The sequence below is a fragment of the Streptomyces qinglanensis genome (assembly GCF_900111245.1).
GTDB lineage: Bacteria > Actinomycetota > Actinomycetes > Streptomycetales > Streptomycetaceae > Streptomyces > Streptomyces qinglanensis.
The window spans coordinates 409,292-424,922 of record NZ_FOGO01000002.1 but is presented as its reverse complement, the minus strand read 5'-3'; the positions used below and the strand labels follow the sequence as shown (position 1 = coordinate 424,922).

The window sequence follows — 15,631 nt, the reverse complement described above, 5'->3', positions numbered from 1 at the left end:
CGCGGCCCGGTGCCGAGCCGCCGCCCGAGCGGGACTGCTTCGGCGCCGCCGCTCGGGTCGGCAGCACACCTCCGGTGAGTGCAGGAGTTCGGGCCACACGGCCGTACGCCCCGCACCGGCAGTCCGGGGGCCGCCCCCCGCTCCGGCTCACTTCGGCTTCCGCCGCCTCCCCCGGCCGCCGGTGACCCCGGCGCCGCGGCCCGGTGCGGGACGGCCGCCGGATGCGGGGGCGCCGGACACCGGTTCGCCGGACGCGGGGACGCCGGACGCCGGGACGCCGGACGCCGGGACGCCGGACGCGGGGACGCCGGACGCGGGGACGCCGGACGCGGGTGCGGGTACGCCCGGAGGCGCGTCCCCGGCGGTACGGCCGGCCGCTTCCGCCGCTTCCGGCCGCCTGCGGTCCGCCGAGACGACGAGTGCGGCCAGCAGCGTCGTGACCGGCACCGACGCGACGAGGCCGATGGAGCCGACCAGCGTACGGATGATCTCCTCGGCGACCACCTCGCTCGTGGCGACCATCGTCACGTCGCTGCGCGCGATCGAGAAGAGCAGCAGCAGCGGCAGCGCCGCCCCCGCGTAGGCCAGCACCAGGGTGTTGACCACGGATGCGATGTGGTCGCGGCCGATCCGCATGGCGGCACGGTAGATCCGCCGCCGACTGGCCCCGGGGTCGGCGTCCTTGAGTTCCCAGACGGCCGAGGTCTGGGTGACCGTCACGTCGTCGAGCACGCCGAGCGAGCCGATCAGCACCCCCGCCAGCAGCAGCCCCCGGATCTCGATACCGGGGTAGAGACCGTGCACCAGACCGGTCTGGTCGTCGGTGTTGCCGGTCAGTCCGGCCCAGCCGATGAACAACGAGCCCAGCAGCCCGATCAGCAGGAGCGACACCAGCGTGCCCAGCACCGCGACCGAGGTGCGGGCCGACAGGCCGTGGCACAGATACAGCGTGGCCAGCATGATGGCGCTCCCGCCGACCACCGCGACCACCAGCGGATTGGAACCCTGCAGTATCGCGGGCAGGATGAACAGCGTCAGCACGGCGAAGCTGATGACGAGCCCCACCAGCGCCAGCACTCCGCGCAGCCGCCCCACGAGCACCACCACGAGCGCGAAGAGGCCGGCCAGCAGCACCATCGGCAGATCGCGGTCGGTGTCGACGACGCTGTACTGGAGATCGCGCGGTGCCTTCGCCGCGTAGGCGACGACGACGCCCTGCCCCACGGAGTAGCTGCGGGTGGCGTCGGGCGGGACGACCTCGGTGAAGGTGTGGCCCTTGTCCTTGCCCTCGGTGATCTCGACGGTGGCCTTCCGGCACGGCCCGTGCGCCCCGCCCTCGCCGCCCTGCCCGGAGGAACCGTCGCCCGAGGAGCCGGACGGCTGCCGGACGTTGGCCTTGCCGCAGTCCACCTCGGCCAGCTCCACGACCTTGGCGGTGAAGGTGGGCCGGTCGAAGCCGACCCCGGAATGGTCGTGCTGGTGCCCCGGAACACCCCCGGGCCACAGCACCACCAGCCCGGCCAGCACGGCCACCGCGAACGGCACCAGCACCGCCGCGATGACCTTCCGCAGATGGCGGGAGACCGGCTCGGCGGGCCCGTGGCCATGCCCGTGGCCATGCCCGTGCCCGTGCCCGTGGCCGTGGCCGTGGCCATGCCCGTGGCTCTGGCCCTGGCCCTGCCCGTGGCCGTGACTGTGTCCCTGCCCGTGGGTGCGCCCGCGGCCCTGACCGTGGGTGGGCCCGTGGCCATGGGCGGGTGCACGGCCGGGTCCGGGGCCGGGTCCGTGGGCACGGCCGGGTTCGGGTGCGGGAACGGCGGGGTCGGTGTGGGTCACCGCCCGATCATCGCAAGAACGGCCGGGCGGGGTGTTCAGTCCGGGCGGTGTGCCGTTAGCGTAGAGGCGCCTTTGCACATCGCGGGAGCTCCGAGCACGGGGCTGAGAGGGCGCTGACCTCCGTGGAAGGGACCACGGAACCGGCTGCGCCGACCGCCGAACCTGTTACCGGGTAATGCCGGCGTAGGGAGTGGGTCTCATGACCACGCAGGATGCACACGCGCGCGCCGAGAAGGCCGAAACGGCCGGGAACGCCGAAACGGCCGGGAAAGCGCTCGGTTCGCACAAGGGATATCTGCAGGGATCGCGCCCGGACATCCGGGTCCCCGTCCGACGGGTGCACCTCACCAACGGCAAGGACGTGACGCTCTACGACACGTCCGGGCCGTACACCGACCCCGAGATCGACACCGATGTGCGCCGCGGCCTGGCGCCGCTGCGCGAGAACTGGATCGTCCAGAGGGGGGACACCGAGGAGTACGCGGGCCGTGAACTGCGGCCCGAGGACGACGGCCTCAAGCACACCAGCCCGCGCGGCGGAGTCGTCCGCGGCGGCGCCGACGACTTGGCGGGGCTCGACGCGGTCTTCCCGGGCCGCCCGCGCCAGCCGCGCCGCGGCCGGAACGGCGCGGCCGTCACCCAGCTCGGCTACGCGAAGCGGGGCGAGATCACCGCGGAGATGGAGTACGTCGCCCTCCGCGAGAACCGCAGCCCCGAGTTCGTCCGGGACGAGATCGCCGCGGGGCGGGCCGTGCTGCCCGCCAACGTGAACCACCCGGAGACCGAACCGATGATCATCGGGAAGAACTTCCTGGTGAAGGTGAACGCCAACATCGGCAACTCCGCCGTCACCTCCTCCATCGAGGAGGAGGTCGAGAAGATGACGTGGGCGACCCGGTGGGGCACCGACACCGTCATGGACCTCTCGACCGGCCGCAACATCCACACCACCCGCGAGTGGGTGCTGCGCAACTCCCCTGTTCCCATCGGCACGGTGCCGCTGTACCAGGCGCTGGAGAAGGTGGACGGCAAGGCGGAGGAGCTGTCCTGGGAGGTCTACAAGGACACTGTCGTCGAGCAGTGCGAGCAGGGCGTCGACTACATGACGGTGCATGCCGGGGTGCTGCTGCGCTACGTCCCGCTGACGGCGCGCCGCAAGACCGGCATCGTCTCCCGCGGCGGCTCGATCATGGCCGCGTGGTGTCTGGCGCACCACCGGGAGAGCTTCCTGTACGAGCACTTCAGCGAGCTGTGCGAGATCCTGCGCTCCTACGACGTGACGTTCTCGCTGGGCGACGGGCTGCGGCCCGGGTCGATCGCGGATGCCAACGACGCGGCGCAGATGGCCGAGTTGGACACCCTGGGCGAGCTCAACCGGATCGCCAAGGCGCACGACGTGCAGACCATGATCGAGGGTCCGGGCCATGTGCCGATGCACAAGATCAAGGAGAACGTGGACCGCCAGCAGGAGGTCTGCGAGGAGGCCCCGTTCTACACGCTGGGCCCCCTGACGACGGACATCGCGCCCGCCTACGACCACATCACCAGCGGCATCGGTGCGGCGATGATCGGCTGGTGGGGCACCGCGATGCTCTGCTACGTCACTCCGAAGGAGCACCTGGGGCTGCCGGACAAGGACGACGTCAAGACGGGCGTGATCACCTACAAGATCGCCGCCCATGCCGCGGACGTGGCCAAGGGCCACCCGGGGGCGCAGGACTGGGACGACGCGCTCTCGGACGCCCGGTTCGAGTTCCGCTGGGAGGACCAGTTCAATCTGGCGCTCGACCCGGACACGGCCCGCTCGTTCCACGACGAGACGCTGCCGGCGGAACCGGCCAAGACCGCGCACTTCTGCTCCATGTGCGGCCCGAAGTTCTGCAGCATGAAGATCTCCCAGGAGATCCGCGAGCGGCACGGAGCGACGATGGAGGAGGTCGAGGCCGGGATGGCGGAGAAGTCCCGCGAGTTCGCCGAGGCGGGCAACCGGGTGTATCTGCCGATGGCCCCGTGAGACCCGGGCGCCGGTAGAGCAGGGGCGGGAGCCGCGAGGGCGGTTCGTGGCTCCCCCCTCCTGCCACGAACCGCCCGGCTCGATGCGCACTGCGGCGCGGACGACAAGAGTAGTTGACTCAGCGTCAGTGTCCAATCACTTATGGATATGGACCTATTGCGCGATGTTCTGATCCGACACGCACAGTGAGGAAAACGGAGGGTTTGACGCGCCGCGATGTGGGCCAAATCTCCTGCATGTTCGTCGAACGCCCTGTGGTCAAGCGGACTGCCCGCGCCATCCTCCTCGCCGCCGGGGAGGACCCGGCGGCCGCCGTGGAACTGATCCTCATCAAACGCACCAAGCCCGGTCGGCAGCCGTACTGGATCACCCCGGGAGGCGGCGTCGAGCCCGGCGTGGACCGCACCGTGGAGGACGCCCTGCACCGCGAGGTGGCCGAGGAACTGGGCGCGGCGATCACCGATGTGGTGCCCGCCTTCGTGGACACGGTGAGTGACCCCGCGGAGACACCAGGTGGAGTGAAGGTACAGCACTTCTTCGTGTGCCGGCTCGTCTCGCTCGACCCGCGCCTACGGCACGGACCCGAAGTGGAGGAACCGCAAGGAGAGTACGAAATCGTACGGCTCCCCTTCACCCCGGAGGGCCTGAACTCCGTGGAGGTCGTCCCGCCGAGGCTGCGGGCCTATCTCGCCGCGAATATCGAAGGAGTCCAGGCGCTGCTCGCGCCCGACCTCCGCTGACCTCCGCCGGGCTGCCCGGACCACCGGGGCCGCCGCCCGTTTCCGCGCGCTAGCCGAACCAGCCCTGGAAGGTCGCGGGTTCGCGCGGTGCGGTCGGCTCCGCTTCCTGCCGGCCGCGCCGCTGCGCCTCGGCCAGTGCTCGCTCGGCCTCCAGCCGCCAGGCGGAGACATCCCGGGCGTGCTCGGCGGACCCGGCGCTCCCCGGGCGCGCCGAGATGGCGGCGGAGACCGCGGAGGGCGCGGCCGGAGCCGCCGCGCCATGCTCCCGCCGCCGGGGCAACGGCGGAAGGGCCGGCCCCGGCACACCCGGCCGCGCGGCCTCGCCTTCCGGTGCGGCATCGGGGGTCGATACGGCACCGGGCGGCGGAGACGCCGGGGCGGGTGGTGCCTGCGGGGGCAGCGGGACGGAGTCGCCGGACGGCGGCACCGGCGGGACGGCAGGTGCGGCCGGGAGCTCCGGGGCGGCCGGGAGTTCTGGGGCAGCCGGGAGCTCCGGGGCGCCCGGGGGTTCCGGGGCGGCCGGGGACACCGACGCCGCCGGAGAGGCCGATACGGGCGAGGAGATGGCAGCCGGCGATGCCGCGGCCACCGGCGGGGACACCGGTTCCGGTGCCGGGGACCCCGCGGGGGCGGTCACCTCGCGGTGGCCCTCCCGGGCGTCCCGGGCAGCGCCGAAGAAGTCGCCGCCCTTGCGCTTGTAGTCGTCGGTACCCCATTCGCGCGCCGGGCGGCGCGGGGCCTTCTGGAGGTGGGGGATGTGCTTGGCGCAGTGTATGTACGCCTCCTCCACCTCGACCCGCACCCACAGCAGGGCCCGCCGCCCGGGTACCGGGTCCTCCGGCAGGTCCGGTACCGAGGGGCGCAGTTCCGCGTCGTCCAGCACCTGGGCGCGGCCGTTGATGTGGAGTCCGATCCGGGCGCGGAGGAAGTCGACGAGGAGCAGGCCCACATGCGGGTTCTCCTCGATGTTGCCGAGGCTGGCGTGGACGCCGTTGCCGCGGTACTCCGGGAAGACCAGCGTCCGCTCGTCCAGCACGCGCAGGAACCCGGGCGGCCCGGCGCGGAAGCTGTTGTCGCACTCGCCGCGGCGGTCGGACGTGGCGAGGAAGAACATCTCCTGCTGGTGGGTGAACTCCCGCATCCGCTCGTTGAGATGGTCGAGCACCTGGTCCTGGTAGAACCGCTCGGCGCGCTCCTGCGAACCGATGCGCTGCTGCAGCGCGTGCTCCCCGTCGCTGCCGGGCAGCCGCCGGGGCAGGCCGGGGGACTGGTCGGCCCCGGGGCCCGCTCCCGCCGCGTGCCCCGCGGAACCGTCGCCGTATCCCTTCGCGTCACTCAACGCCGCCACTCGTCCCTTTCCTCGACCGGCCGACCGGACGGCTGCCCCGCGGCCGGCCCCGGACTACCCGCCCCGGGTGACCGGCTCCCGGCAGCCGCGATCCGAACACCCCACCACCTACGCCCCCTGCACGACCAGTTCGTCGAGGGAATCGTGCCGTATTCGGTGCGTCGGAATCCCGAGCCCGCGCAGTGTCTCGACCCCGGTCCTGATCATTCCGGGCGGCCCGGAGAGATAGCCGTCGTACGCGGGCCAGGGGCCGTATCTGCGTACCGCGTCCGGAAGCTCACCCGCGAGCGCCTCGGCGGCCGAGGCCGCGCCCGCCGCGACGACGGGGCGCACCGACAGCCACCGGTGGCTGTCCTGGAGGCGCAGCATCGTCTCCAGGTCGTAGAGGTCGTGGTCGGTGCGGGCCCCGTAGAAGACCTCGACCGGACGCGCCCGCCCCCGGCTGACCACGTCCTCGATCAGCGCCTTGATGGGGGCGATACCGGTCCCGCCGCCCAGGCAGAGCAGCCCGCTGTCGGCCTCGTGGTCGACGAGCATCGAACCCGCGGGCGGGCCGAGCCGCAGCACGTCGCCGGGGCGGGCGCGCTGCACCAGCGCCGTGGAGACCCACCCGGCGGGCACGGACTTCACGTGGAAGGTCAGCAGACCGTCGGGACGGGGCGCCGACGCGAACGAGTAGTGCCGCCACACCCGGGGCCACCAGGGCGTCTCCAGGCTGGTGTACTGCCCGGCGCGGAACGGGTACGGCTGGTCGGGGCGCACCGTGATCACGGCGATCTCCGAGGTGCGCAGTTCGTGCGAGACGATCTCCGCGTCCCACCAGGCGGGCGCCCGGCGCTCGTCCTCGGCCGCCGCGTCGATCATCGTCTGGGAGATCGCGGTGTAGGCGCGCACCCAGGCCGCCTCGGTGCGCGGGCCCCAGGTGTCGGGTGCGTAGCGCGCGATCGCGGCCATCAGGCACTCGCCGACGGCCGGGTAGTGGGCGGGCACGGTTCCGTACTTGCGGTGGCCCCGGCCCAGCCCGGCGAGGTACTCGCCGAGCAGCTTGCCGTCGTCGAAGAGGCGTACGGCGGTCAGCAGCGCGCGGAAGAGCCGGTCGCGCTGGCCGTCCATGGCAGCCGGGAACATCTCGCGCAGGTGCGGGTACTGGACGAACAGCAGCGCGTAGAAGTAGGCGGTCGCCGAGTCGGCGGAACGTTCCAGCTCCGCCATGGAGGCTCCGATCAGTTCGGAGTCGCCGAGCTGGTCGGCCGCGGGGCCGGCGGGCCCGGAGCCGGCGGGCCCGGGGTTCGCGGGCCCGGCGGGAGCCGTCCGCTCGGCGGCGGCCGCCGGGGCGCCCGCCACAGGTTCGGGAGCCGCCTCCGGCTCGTGCGCGTGTTCGGGTTCCGGTTCATGTTCCGGTTCCGGTTCCGGTGCGGCCGTCCCCGCGGTCTGCTGGGACGGTACCGCGTCAGGTGCGCCTGGCGCGGGGCGCTCCGCGGATGCGGCATCGGACGCCGGGGTGAACCATCCCCGTCCGCCGCTGCCACCGGCGGACGCACCGTCGCTGCCCGACATGGTGGTCATGCTCGCCTCGCCTCGTACCTCTTCCGGACGTTCTGTGCACATCCGTGTTCCGAAAGTTCCGGTGAACCGCCCCCTGTGAACACCGTGCCCAGAACGCTTTGCACTCCTTACTGCACGATGCGGGAGGGACCCGACCATACCGTGAAGCCTTCACGCCACAACCCCCGTTCGCGGTTCCCGCGAATTCCGCCATTCGGAACCCGTGCAGGAATTACCGTGCCGCGGAGACGAGTCCGTGGGCCTCCCGGAGATCACTTCCGGTGTAGTGGTGGGAGGCGAGGGAGCGGACGTGGTGGTCGGCGTTCACCGCCACGGAGACCGGCACGGCGGCGAACAGCTCCGCGTCGGAGAGGGAGTCCCCGTACGCCACGCAGTCCTCCAGCCGGAGCCCGAATTGGGCGCAGAGCTGCTCCGCGATCTTCACCTTCGACGAGGGCGAAAGAATCCCGGCGGGATCGAGGGGACGCGCCGGATACTTCGTACTTCCGTTCGGAATTGCGCGCGGAACCTCCGGCCACCGCGAACCGTGGGTAACCTCGGCCCCCCAATCCTGTAGTCGCCGCACAAAGAAATCCGGCGAGAGGGAAATCACGGCGCAGCGCTCACCCTCCGCCCTGAGCCCGGCCCACACCTCAGGGATGCCCGTCAGCCACGGCGCGGCCGAGAAGGCCGCGGACACGATCTCGTCGTTGAGCGCCGACCACAGCGCACACGCCCGGAGGGCGAACTGCGGCGGTGTCAGTTTGCGTTCCGCAAATGCCCGTTCGAGATCCCGGATCTCGGCGTCGACTCCGAGCTGCCGGGATATCTCCACGGAGGCCGCCGAACCGTACAGCAAGGTGCCGTCGAGGTCGAAGAGATGGAGCCGGGGGCGGCGTTCTCCCGGCATCGGTCGCGGATTCGGATGCTGAGCCGGATGCATACCGGCGATCGTACGGGCGCGGGTCGACCGGGATCCCGAATCCGGACGCCGGACACCGGACACCGAATACCGGCGCTGGACACCGGGCGCCGGACACCGGGCGCCGCGCTGTCGCGGCCGCAGAGTGCCACCGCCGGGCGCGGGTACGGACGGCGGCCGGGAGCAGGTACGGACGGCGGCCGGGCGCGGGCAGGGACCGTGCCGGGCGCGGGCACCCCGCGCCCGGCCGCGCCGCGTACTCGGAGCCGAGTAGCCCCCGATACTCCCGCCGTCGGACGCCCCGGACGCCGGACAGCGGGACAGTCGAGGGCATGCCGCAACTGTCCCGACGTGCCCGCAGAGGCACTCTCGCGCTCCACGTCTGCTCCTCGGCCGGCTGGCTCGGCATGACGCTGTGCCTGCTCGCGCTCGGGCTCACCGCGGCCCTGACCGGGTCCGGCCCCGCAGCCGAGGCGTCCTACCGCTCGATGAAGGTCTTCGCCGACTGGCTGCTGGCCCCGCTCGCGCTGCTCACCCTGGCCAGCGGCGTGCTGCTGTCGGTGGGCACCCGCTGGGGGCTGGCCCGGTACTGGTGGGTGTGGATCAAGTTCTGGCTCACGCTGGCCGCCATCCTGGCGAGCGTGCTCCTCTTCCGGACACGGATCGACAGCACGGTCGCCGACGTGGCCGCGGGCCGCCCGATCCTGCCGTACGAGCTGGTGATCCCACCGCTCGTCTCGCTGGGCGCCTATACGTTCATGACCGTCATCTCGATGCTGAAGCCCTGGGGGCGGACCAAGCGGGGCCGCCGCAGCGCCCCGGTGAGCCGCCGCCGGTCAGCGGTGCCGGGCCCGCAGACCGGGGCACCCGAGCCCGGAGGCCAGGACCGGTCACCCGCCGTCGGCCGGCGGGGCCGGCCAGCGGCCTCGGCCTCCGGACGGCAGGCTGTCGGCTGACGGCCCGCCGGGGGCTGCCCGGACGGCGTCCGCGGACGGCCCGGTCCCGGCGCCCGCGGACGGCCCGGTCCCGGCGTACGCGGGCTCCGGCTCGGCGGCGCCACCCGCTGCGGCCGCCCCGGCAGCCCGCGCCCTGAGCCCGCTCCGGGGCGCCGGGGCGGCGCCGCGAGGGCCGCGCCGCTCCAGGAGCGCGGAGGTCACCGCCAGCGCCAGGGCGCCCAGGGCCAGCCCGGCGCCCGCCATGTTCGGTGACGTCGGGCCGAAGCCGGCCCCGAGGACCAGCCCGCCGAGCCAGGTGGCGAGCGCGTTGCCGAGGTTGAAGGCGCCGATGTTCATGGCCGAGGCGAGGGTCGGTGCGTTCGCCGTCTGGTCGAGCACCCGCTTCTGCAGCGGCGGGACCGTGGCGAACCCGAACGCGCCGATCAGCGTCAGCGTGACGGCGGCCGCCGCCTTGTCGTGCGCGGTGGCGGTGAACGCGGCAAGCGTCCCGGCCAGTGCGACCAGGGCGATGCACAGCATGGGCAGCAGGGCCCGGTCCGCGAACCGGCCGCCGACCAGGTTCCCCGCGACCATGCCGATGCCGAAGAGGACGAGCAGCCAGGTCACGGACGTGTCGGCGTACCCGGCCGCCTCCGTCATCATCGGCGCGATGTAGGTGATCGCGGCGAAGACCCCGCCGAAGCCGAGCACGGTCATCCCCATCGCGAGCAGCACCTGGACGTTGCGGAAGGCGGCCAGTTCGTCGCGGATCCGGCCGGTGCGGGGACGCGGTCCGCGCGCGGGGACGGGGCCGTCCGGGGCCGGGCTCGGAGCCGGAGCCGGGACGTCCCGGGGTACCAGCGCGGCGACGCCCGCCAGCCCCACCACTCCCAGCCCGGCGACGGCCACGAAGGTGAGGCGCCAGCCCGCCTGCTGTCCCAGCAGGGTGCCCAGCGGCACACCGACCACGTTCGCGAGGGTCAGCCCGGTGAACATCAGGGAGATGGCCGCGGCCTTGCGGTGCGGGGCCACCAGTCCGGCCGCGACGATCGAGCCGATGCCGAAGAAGGCACCGTGCGCGAGCGAGGCGATGACCCGGCCAGCGAGCATCACGCCGAAGGCGGGCGCGAGTGCGGAGACCAGGTTGCCCAGCACGAACAGCCCCATCAGCAGCATCAGCATCCGCTTGCGGGAGATCCGGGTGCCCAGGACGGCGAGGACCGGAGCGCCCAGCAGCACCCCGACCGCGTAGCCGGAGGCCAGATATCCGGCGGTGGGGATGGAGACCCCGAACTCTGCGGCGACCTCGGGCAGCAGGCCCATGATCACGAACTCGGTGGTCCCGATGCCGAAGGCGCCGATGGCGAGCGCCAGCAGGGCGAGAGGCATGAGCGGGGAACCTTCCAATGCGTAAGACGATTACAAGCGCCGACATTAATTGCAGACGCGGGATATATGCAAGCGTCGACTATTGCGGAGATGCTCTAGTCTGGGAGGCGCGCAGGTCCGCACCGGCCGGCGCGCACAGGTTCGCCCCGGTGGTGCGGGGTACGGGCGGCCGGACGGGAGAACGGTCGGCCGGGCCGAACGAACGGCCGGAAGCACGGACAGCCGGACGGCGGCCGGAAGCACGGACAGCCGGACGGCGGCCGGGAGAGGAGCCCCTTCATGTCACGCCATGCCGATCTGGGCCTCGCACAGGGCTGGTGCGCGCTCTCCGCGCTGCACGGCCGGATCGAGGCCCACATCGAACGGGCGCTGCACGCCGCACACGGGCTCAGCGTCCGCGAGTTCTCGCTGCTGGACGTCCTGAGCGAACAACACGACGGAGACGGCGGCCACTTCCGGATGAACCAGCTCGCCGACACCGTCGTCCTCAGCCAGAGCGCGACGACCCGCCTGGTCAGCCGGCTGGAAGAGCGCGGACTGCTCCGCCGCTACCTGTGCCCCGACGACCGGCGCGGCATCTACACCGACGTCACCGAGCAGGGCCACGCGCTGCTGGAAGCGGCACGTCCCACGCACGACACCGCACTCAAGGAGGCCCTGGCCGCGGCCGAGTCCCGACCCGAACTCGCCCCCCTGGCCGCCGCCGTCCGCGCACTCGCCCCCACCCGGCCCGCGGAGTGACCGTTCGGCCGCTCCCGCGGCCCCGGGGCGTACAGTGCGGAGGATGACCACGACTTCCGGCAGCGCGGGGACCCCCGCCGAGACGCCCGCGGCGGACCTCACCGTCCGCCGGGCGCGGGCCGAGGACGTCCCCGCGATCGTCGCCATGCTCGCCGACGACGCCCTCGGGGCCACCCGCGAGACCCCCTCCGACCTCGCCCCGTACCGCGCCGCGTTCGAGCGGATCGACGCCGACCCGCACCAGCACCTCGTCGTCGCCGAGATCGACGGCAGAGCAGTCGGCACCCTGCACCTGACGATCATCCCGGGACTGTCCCGCCGCGGCTCCACCCGCTCCCTCATCGAGGCCGTACGGGTGCACACCGATCTGCGCGGCAGCGGTCTGGGCACCCGGCTCATCGAGTGGGCCGTCGCCGAGTCCCGGCGCCAGGAGAGCGTGCTGGTCCAACTCACCTCCGACGCCACCCGCGTCGAGGCGCACCGCTTCTACGAGCGCCTGGGCTTCCAGGCATCGCATCTCGGCTTCAAGATGCCGCTGACCTGAACGGAGCCGCCGCAGGGCCCCGCCACGCCCAGGGCTGCCGCACAGACCTCACAAGCCGCGCAGAATTCACAAGCCGCGCAGGCCGCCCAGGCCGCAACCGGCTCAGGCGGCGCCGCGCCGCTCTCGGCAGGAGGTCACCGAGCCCCTGGTGACGGGCCCGGTCCAGGAACCCGCGCCGCAGGCCCCCGCACCACCCGGAACCGCACCACCGCCCGGACCCGCCGCGGAACCCGCTGCCGCGCTCCCCGCGGGGATGCCGAGCCGCTGCCACACCCGCCCGCGCAGCAGCGCGTACTCCTCGCCCCTGCGCAGCGAGTGGCGCATCGGGCGCGGCACGGAGACACCCTCCATGACGACCTGACCGGCGTGGAACCGGTCGCGGGTGAGGTCGATCTCGGAACCGTCCGGCAGTCTGTTCCACCAGTGGAATCCCTGCCGACCGCCGTGCACTCCGTACACCTCCCCGCACATCAGCTCTCCGCCCAGCAGGTCCTGCACCACCAGCGCCGTCACGTCGCACTGCCCCCACGCGGGGTTCGCCGGGCTCCAGCCCGCGCGTTCCAGATCGTCCGGGGAGCAGGTGTCCGCGCCCCAGGACGCCCGCAGCGCTCCCTCGATCCGGCCCAACTCCGAAGCACCCGCGCCCATACCGGAAACCCCGACCGCATCCGCACTCATGTCCGCAAGCATGCCCCACCCCACTGACAACGACCCCTGCCGACCGCATCGGACCGCAGCACACCGCGGCGGCGCCCCGGGACCGGCGTCAGCGCGGTCCGAAGCCGCCGTAGGGCCGGAGCGGCACCACGCGGAACTCCGACATCCCCTTCCGGGCCAGCGGAAGGGTGTCCACGGCCGCCTGCGCCTCCTCCGGCGAGCCGGCCTCCAGCAGGAAGCAGGCCCCCGGCCCGTCCCCGCGCAGCCAGATCTGCCGCAGTACCCCGTCCGCGTACAACTTCCGCACCACCGCGGTCTCCTCGGGGAGCACAGCGGCGAACTCCTCCTCGGAGTAGCGGTCGCTGTACCGCCGGGTCATCACCAGGAACTGCATGCTCCGACCCTACTCCGGGCCCGTACCCGCAGAGCACCGGCCGGGCGCCCCGAGCCGCGTACACGTCGTGGTCCACGAGCTCCCGACATCCGCCGCCCCGGCTTCCCCGGCCGGACCCTCAGCCGTCTCAGCCGTCTCAGCCGTCGCCCAGTGTGCGGGCGAGGAGCGGCAGCAGCCGGTCCCAGTGGCGCTGCAGCCCCGCCGGGCTGAAGGCGTCGGTGTCGGACATCGTGTAGCCGTGCAGCGTGCCGGGGTAGATCTCCGAGGTGTAGCGGACCCCGGCGGCGTCCAGCGCCTGGTTCAGCTCACCGAGGGCCTCCGGCGTCAGATCGCTCTCCGCGTGCCCGAGGTGGACCTCGGCGGTGATCCTGGAGAGCAGGGAGTGCAGGCTGCCCGGCTCGTCGGCGCCCACCGGACCGTGGAACCCGGCGACGGCAGCCACCCGGTCGGGGAAGGCCGACGCCGTGCGCACCGCCAGGAGGCCGCCGATGCAGTAGCCGGTCACCGCAGCGGGTCCGGGGCGGACCTCCGGCTGCGCGGAGAGGAACTCCAGGCAGGACTCGGCGTCGCGCACGATCCGGTCGTCGGTGTGCGCCTCGATCAGAGGCATCAGCTTGCCGATGGCCTCGTCCCGGGCCTCGTCCCCGATGTGCTCGGGGAGTTCGATCACCGGTGCCGGGCCGCTCCGGTAGAAGAAGTTGGGGACGAGCACGTAGTACCCGTGCCCGGCCAGTTCCTGGGCGAGTTCGCGCAGCACGGGCCGGTCGCCGAAAGCGTCCCCGTACATCAGCACCCCCGGGTGCTGTCCGGCACTGTCGGGAAGGGCGGCGAAAGCGTCGGCCCGACCGTCCGCGGTGGGAATCGACAGCGTCTTGATGGGCATGGGTCCTCCTGTCCGTTCGATCCCTCGAGCCTATGATCGACACGGCCGGACCGGGGCCCTTCTCCGCAGCCGGGCGAGGGAGGCCGACTCGTTCCCGGCCGGTTTCACCCGGCCAAAGTCGTGTCCCTTCGGCGTGTTCGTGCGCGTCGAGGAGGCGGAGCACGGCTGCGAGGGACTGGTCCACCGCTCCGAGCTGTCCGACAGCGCCCGGCGACGCGCCCTCCGGGAGGGCGACACTCTCTCGGTGAAGATCCTGGACGTCGACCCCGTCACCCGCCGGATCGCCCTCTCGCAGCGGCAGGCCGCCCCGCGGCCGGACCCGTGACGGACTCCGCCGTCGTCCCTCCACCACACCTGCTGTCGATGAGCCGGCTCGGTCAGATCGTTCGCCGATCAGTCGGTCCGAGCGGCCTGTTGCCGTTCCTCCCCTGTGCTCCCGTGTCGGCCCCATCGGAGGGAAACTGCTCGGCGGCGCGCGGGAGTCGCCTGTCGACGGCCCACACGGCCAGCGCGCAGACCGCGAATCCGGCTCCGAGGACGCTGGCGGCCGCCCAGCCCCGGGCGGTGAGAGCAGCGGTGGTCGTGGCCGCACCGAGGGCGGAACCGAGCGAATAGAAGACCATGTAGCCGCCGATGGCGCTGCTGGTGCGGTCGGGGTAGGCGGCGGTGAGCTGGTGCTGGTTGCTCACGTGCACGGCCTGGACGGCGAAGTCGAGCAGCACGATTCCGAGGACGAGGAGCAGGAGTGACCGCGGCAGCTGCGCGATCGCTGCCCACGAGAGGGCGAGCAGGACGAGCGCCGAGCCGGTGACCGGGACCGCCCGTCCTGCGTCCGCCCAGCGTCCCGCGCGTGCGGCGCCGAGCGCACCGGCGAGTCCGACGAGGCCGAACAGCCCGATCTGGCTCTCGCCCAGGCGCCACGGTGCACCCGCGAGAGGCAGGGACAGCCCGCTCCACAGGGTTCCGAACGAGGCGAACAGGAAGAACGCGATGAGTCCGCGCGTCAGCAGGAGGCGCTGCCCGAACAATCCGCCGAACGCGGCGATGACCCGCCGGTACCTCTCCGGTCCCGGGGACCGGTCGGAGTGCTCCTCCGGCGGTAGCGCACCGAGGACGAAGGCGGCCAGCCCGAGGGACAGCGCCGCGAGCGCGGCGTAGACGCTTCGCCAGCCCCACATGTCGGCGAGCGCTCCGGTGACGACCCGGGCGCCCAGAATGCCGACCACGACGCCCGAGGTCACAACACCGATGCTCCGCCCGCGCTCGGCGGGCCGCGAGACCGACGCGGCGTAGGCCACCGCGGTCTGCACCACGACCGCGAACAGTCCGGCAACGGCCAGCCCGGTGAACGCCGTCCAGGCGGTGTGCGCCGAGGCGGTCAGGGCCATGCCCACGGCGCCGGCCGCCAGGTGCACGGCGATGAGGCGCCGCCTGTCGGCCACGTCACCGAGCGGCACCAGCAGCACCAGACCTGCCAGATAGCCGAACTGACCGGTCGCGACGATCCATCCGGTGAGCCCTGCCGGCACACCGAGTTCGCGTCCCATCGGGCCCAGGACCGGCTGAGCGGCATAGATGTCCGCCACCGCGGCACCGCACACCGCCGCGAGCAGCAACCGGCGCCATACGTCCATCGCACACCCCAAATCAGTAGCAGATTGCAACCATTTTGACGTTAGGGCA

General features: G+C 72.8%; 15 protein-coding genes. 6 read left to right on the top strand and 9 right to left on the bottom strand.

Annotation, left to right across the window (positions count from 1 at the left end; translation table 11 throughout):
* Positions 1 to 147: 147 nt before the first annotated feature.
* On the bottom strand, positions 148 to 1,836 hold the full coding sequence (locus tag BMX65_RS06160; RefSeq protein WP_074999098.1) for a YibE/F family protein: 1,689 nt from the start codon (positions 1,834 to 1,836) through the stop codon (positions 148 to 150).
* A 199-nt stretch (positions 1,837 to 2,035) separates the two neighbouring features.
* On the opposite strand from BMX65_RS06160, the gene thiC reads away from it, so the two are divergent.
* Together thiC and BMX65_RS06150 are read left to right on the top strand one after the other, a co-directional pair.
* Positions 2,036 to 3,850 carry a phosphomethylpyrimidine synthase ThiC gene (gene thiC / locus BMX65_RS06155; protein ID WP_074999097.1) on the top strand — a complete coding sequence of 605 codons (1,815 nt, stop codon included), beginning with the start codon at positions 2,036 to 2,038 and terminating at the stop codon, positions 3,848 to 3,850.
* Between the two features lie 236 nt (positions 3,851 to 4,086).
* On the top strand, positions 4,087 to 4,590 hold the full coding sequence (locus BMX65_RS06150) for an NUDIX domain-containing protein (protein ID WP_074999096.1): 504 nt from the start codon (positions 4,087 to 4,089) through the stop codon (positions 4,588 to 4,590).
* A gap of 49 nt (positions 4,591 to 4,639) precedes the next feature.
* Here BMX65_RS06150 and BMX65_RS34245 read toward each other — a convergent pair whose 3' ends face one another.
* The 3 genes from BMX65_RS34245 to BMX65_RS06135 form a co-directional block, all read right to left on the bottom strand.
* Positions 4,640 to 5,938, bottom strand: a complete 1,299-nt coding sequence (locus tag BMX65_RS34245; protein ID WP_244905661.1) for a pyridoxamine 5'-phosphate oxidase family protein — start codon at positions 5,936 to 5,938, stop codon at positions 4,640 to 4,642.
* 108 nt (positions 5,939 to 6,046) lie between these two features.
* Positions 6,047 to 7,504, bottom strand: a complete 1,458-nt coding sequence (locus tag BMX65_RS06140; protein WP_074999095.1) for a globin domain-containing protein — start codon at positions 7,502 to 7,504, stop codon at positions 6,047 to 6,049.
* 211 nt (positions 7,505 to 7,715) lie between these two features.
* Entirely contained in the window at positions 7,716 to 8,426 is a 711-nt protein-coding gene (locus tag BMX65_RS06135; RefSeq protein ID WP_239502041.1) for an HAD family hydrolase, read from the bottom strand.
* 311 nt (positions 8,427 to 8,737) lie between these two features.
* Here BMX65_RS06135 and BMX65_RS06130 point away from each other — a divergent pair, with 311 nt between their 5' ends.
* Positions 8,738 to 9,361, top strand: coding sequence for a DUF2269 domain-containing protein (locus tag BMX65_RS06130; RefSeq protein ID WP_074999093.1), 624 nt, complete (start codon positions 8,738 to 8,740; stop codon positions 9,359 to 9,361).
* Here BMX65_RS06130 and BMX65_RS06125 read toward each other — a convergent pair.
* Complete coding sequence (locus BMX65_RS06125) at positions 9,296 to 10,729, bottom strand: MFS transporter (RefSeq protein ID WP_074999092.1); 1,434 nt, start codon at positions 10,727 to 10,729, stop codon at positions 9,296 to 9,298. The two genes, BMX65_RS06130 and BMX65_RS06125, sit on opposite strands and share 66 nt — an antisense overlap.
* Positions 10,730 to 11,008: 279 nt before the next feature.
* Between BMX65_RS06125 and BMX65_RS06120 the strand changes: the two genes are divergently transcribed.
* On the top strand, positions 11,009 to 11,470 hold the full coding sequence (locus BMX65_RS06120) for a MarR family winged helix-turn-helix transcriptional regulator (RefSeq protein ID WP_074999091.1): 462 nt from the start codon (positions 11,009 to 11,011) through the stop codon (positions 11,468 to 11,470).
* 43 nt (positions 11,471 to 11,513) lie between these two features.
* Positions 11,514 to 12,014 carry a GNAT family N-acetyltransferase gene (locus BMX65_RS06115; protein WP_074999090.1) on the top strand — a complete coding sequence of 167 codons (501 nt, stop codon included), beginning with the start codon at positions 11,514 to 11,516 and terminating at the stop codon, positions 12,012 to 12,014.
* Positions 12,015 to 12,116: 102 nt separating this feature from the next.
* Here the strand turns inward: BMX65_RS06115 and BMX65_RS33915 are convergent, their stop codons facing one another.
* From BMX65_RS33915 to BMX65_RS06100, 3 genes are all read right to left on the bottom strand, one after another.
* On the bottom strand, positions 12,117 to 12,692 hold the full coding sequence (locus BMX65_RS33915) for a YunG family protein (RefSeq protein WP_275435169.1): 576 nt from the start codon (positions 12,690 to 12,692) through the stop codon (positions 12,117 to 12,119).
* Between the two features lie 88 nt (positions 12,693 to 12,780).
* A complete protein-coding gene (locus BMX65_RS06105; RefSeq protein WP_074999088.1) occupies positions 12,781 to 13,065 on the bottom strand; it encodes a muconolactone Delta-isomerase family protein in 285 nt (94 codons plus the stop codon).
* A 136-nt stretch (positions 13,066 to 13,201) separates the two neighbouring features.
* The gene (locus tag BMX65_RS06100; RefSeq protein ID WP_074999087.1) at positions 13,202 to 13,948 is read right to left on the bottom strand and encodes a dienelactone hydrolase family protein; all 747 of its coding nucleotides are present in this window, start codon (positions 13,946 to 13,948) and stop codon (positions 13,202 to 13,204) included.
* 133 nt (positions 13,949 to 14,081) lie between these two features.
* Here BMX65_RS06100 and BMX65_RS33315 point away from each other — a divergent pair, with 133 nt between their 5' ends.
* A complete protein-coding gene (locus tag BMX65_RS33315) occupies positions 14,082 to 14,273 on the top strand; it encodes a S1 RNA-binding domain-containing protein (RefSeq protein ID WP_074999086.1) in 192 nt (63 codons plus the stop codon).
* A gap of 52 nt (positions 14,274 to 14,325) precedes the next feature.
* Here BMX65_RS33315 and BMX65_RS06090 read toward each other — a convergent pair whose 3' ends face one another.
* Complete coding sequence (locus BMX65_RS06090; RefSeq protein ID WP_074999085.1) at positions 14,326 to 15,582, bottom strand: MFS transporter; 1,257 nt, start codon at positions 15,580 to 15,582, stop codon at positions 14,326 to 14,328.
* Positions 15,583 to 15,631: the final 49 nt, after the last annotated feature.

Bases quoted from the DNA above. Each gene is read 5' to 3' on its own strand.
- thiC (WP_074999097.1), top strand. From the start codon at position 2,036: ATGACCACGCAGGATGCACACGCGCGCGCCGAGAAGGCCGAAACGGCC.
- BMX65_RS06150 (WP_074999096.1), top strand. From the start codon at position 4,087: ATGTTCGTCGAACGCCCTGTGGTCAAGCGGACTGCCCGCGCCATCCTC.
- BMX65_RS06140 (WP_074999095.1), bottom strand. From the start codon at position 7,504: ATGACCACCATGTCGGGCAGCGACGGTGCGTCCGCCGGTGGCAGCGGC.
- BMX65_RS06135 (WP_239502041.1), bottom strand. From the start codon at position 8,426: ATGCATCCGGCTCAGCATCCGAATCCGCGACCGATGCCGGGAGAACGC.
- BMX65_RS06130 (WP_074999093.1), top strand. From the start codon at position 8,738: ATGCCGCAACTGTCCCGACGTGCCCGCAGAGGCACTCTCGCGCTCCAC.
- BMX65_RS06125 (WP_074999092.1), bottom strand. From the start codon at position 10,729: ATGCCTCTCGCCCTGCTGGCGCTCGCCATCGGCGCCTTCGGCATCGGG.
- BMX65_RS06120 (WP_074999091.1), top strand. From the start codon at position 11,009: ATGTCACGCCATGCCGATCTGGGCCTCGCACAGGGCTGGTGCGCGCTC.
- BMX65_RS06115 (WP_074999090.1), top strand. From the start codon at position 11,514: ATGACCACGACTTCCGGCAGCGCGGGGACCCCCGCCGAGACGCCCGCG.
- BMX65_RS33915 (WP_275435169.1), bottom strand. From the start codon at position 12,692: ATGAGTGCGGATGCGGTCGGGGTTTCCGGTATGGGCGCGGGTGCTTCG.
- BMX65_RS06105 (WP_074999088.1), bottom strand. From the start codon at position 13,065: ATGCAGTTCCTGGTGATGACCCGGCGGTACAGCGACCGCTACTCCGAG.
- BMX65_RS06100 (WP_074999087.1), bottom strand. From the start codon at position 13,948: ATGCCCATCAAGACGCTGTCGATTCCCACCGCGGACGGTCGGGCCGAC.
- BMX65_RS06090 (WP_074999085.1), bottom strand. From the start codon at position 15,582: ATGGACGTATGGCGCCGGTTGCTGCTCGCGGCGGTGTGCGGTGCCGCG.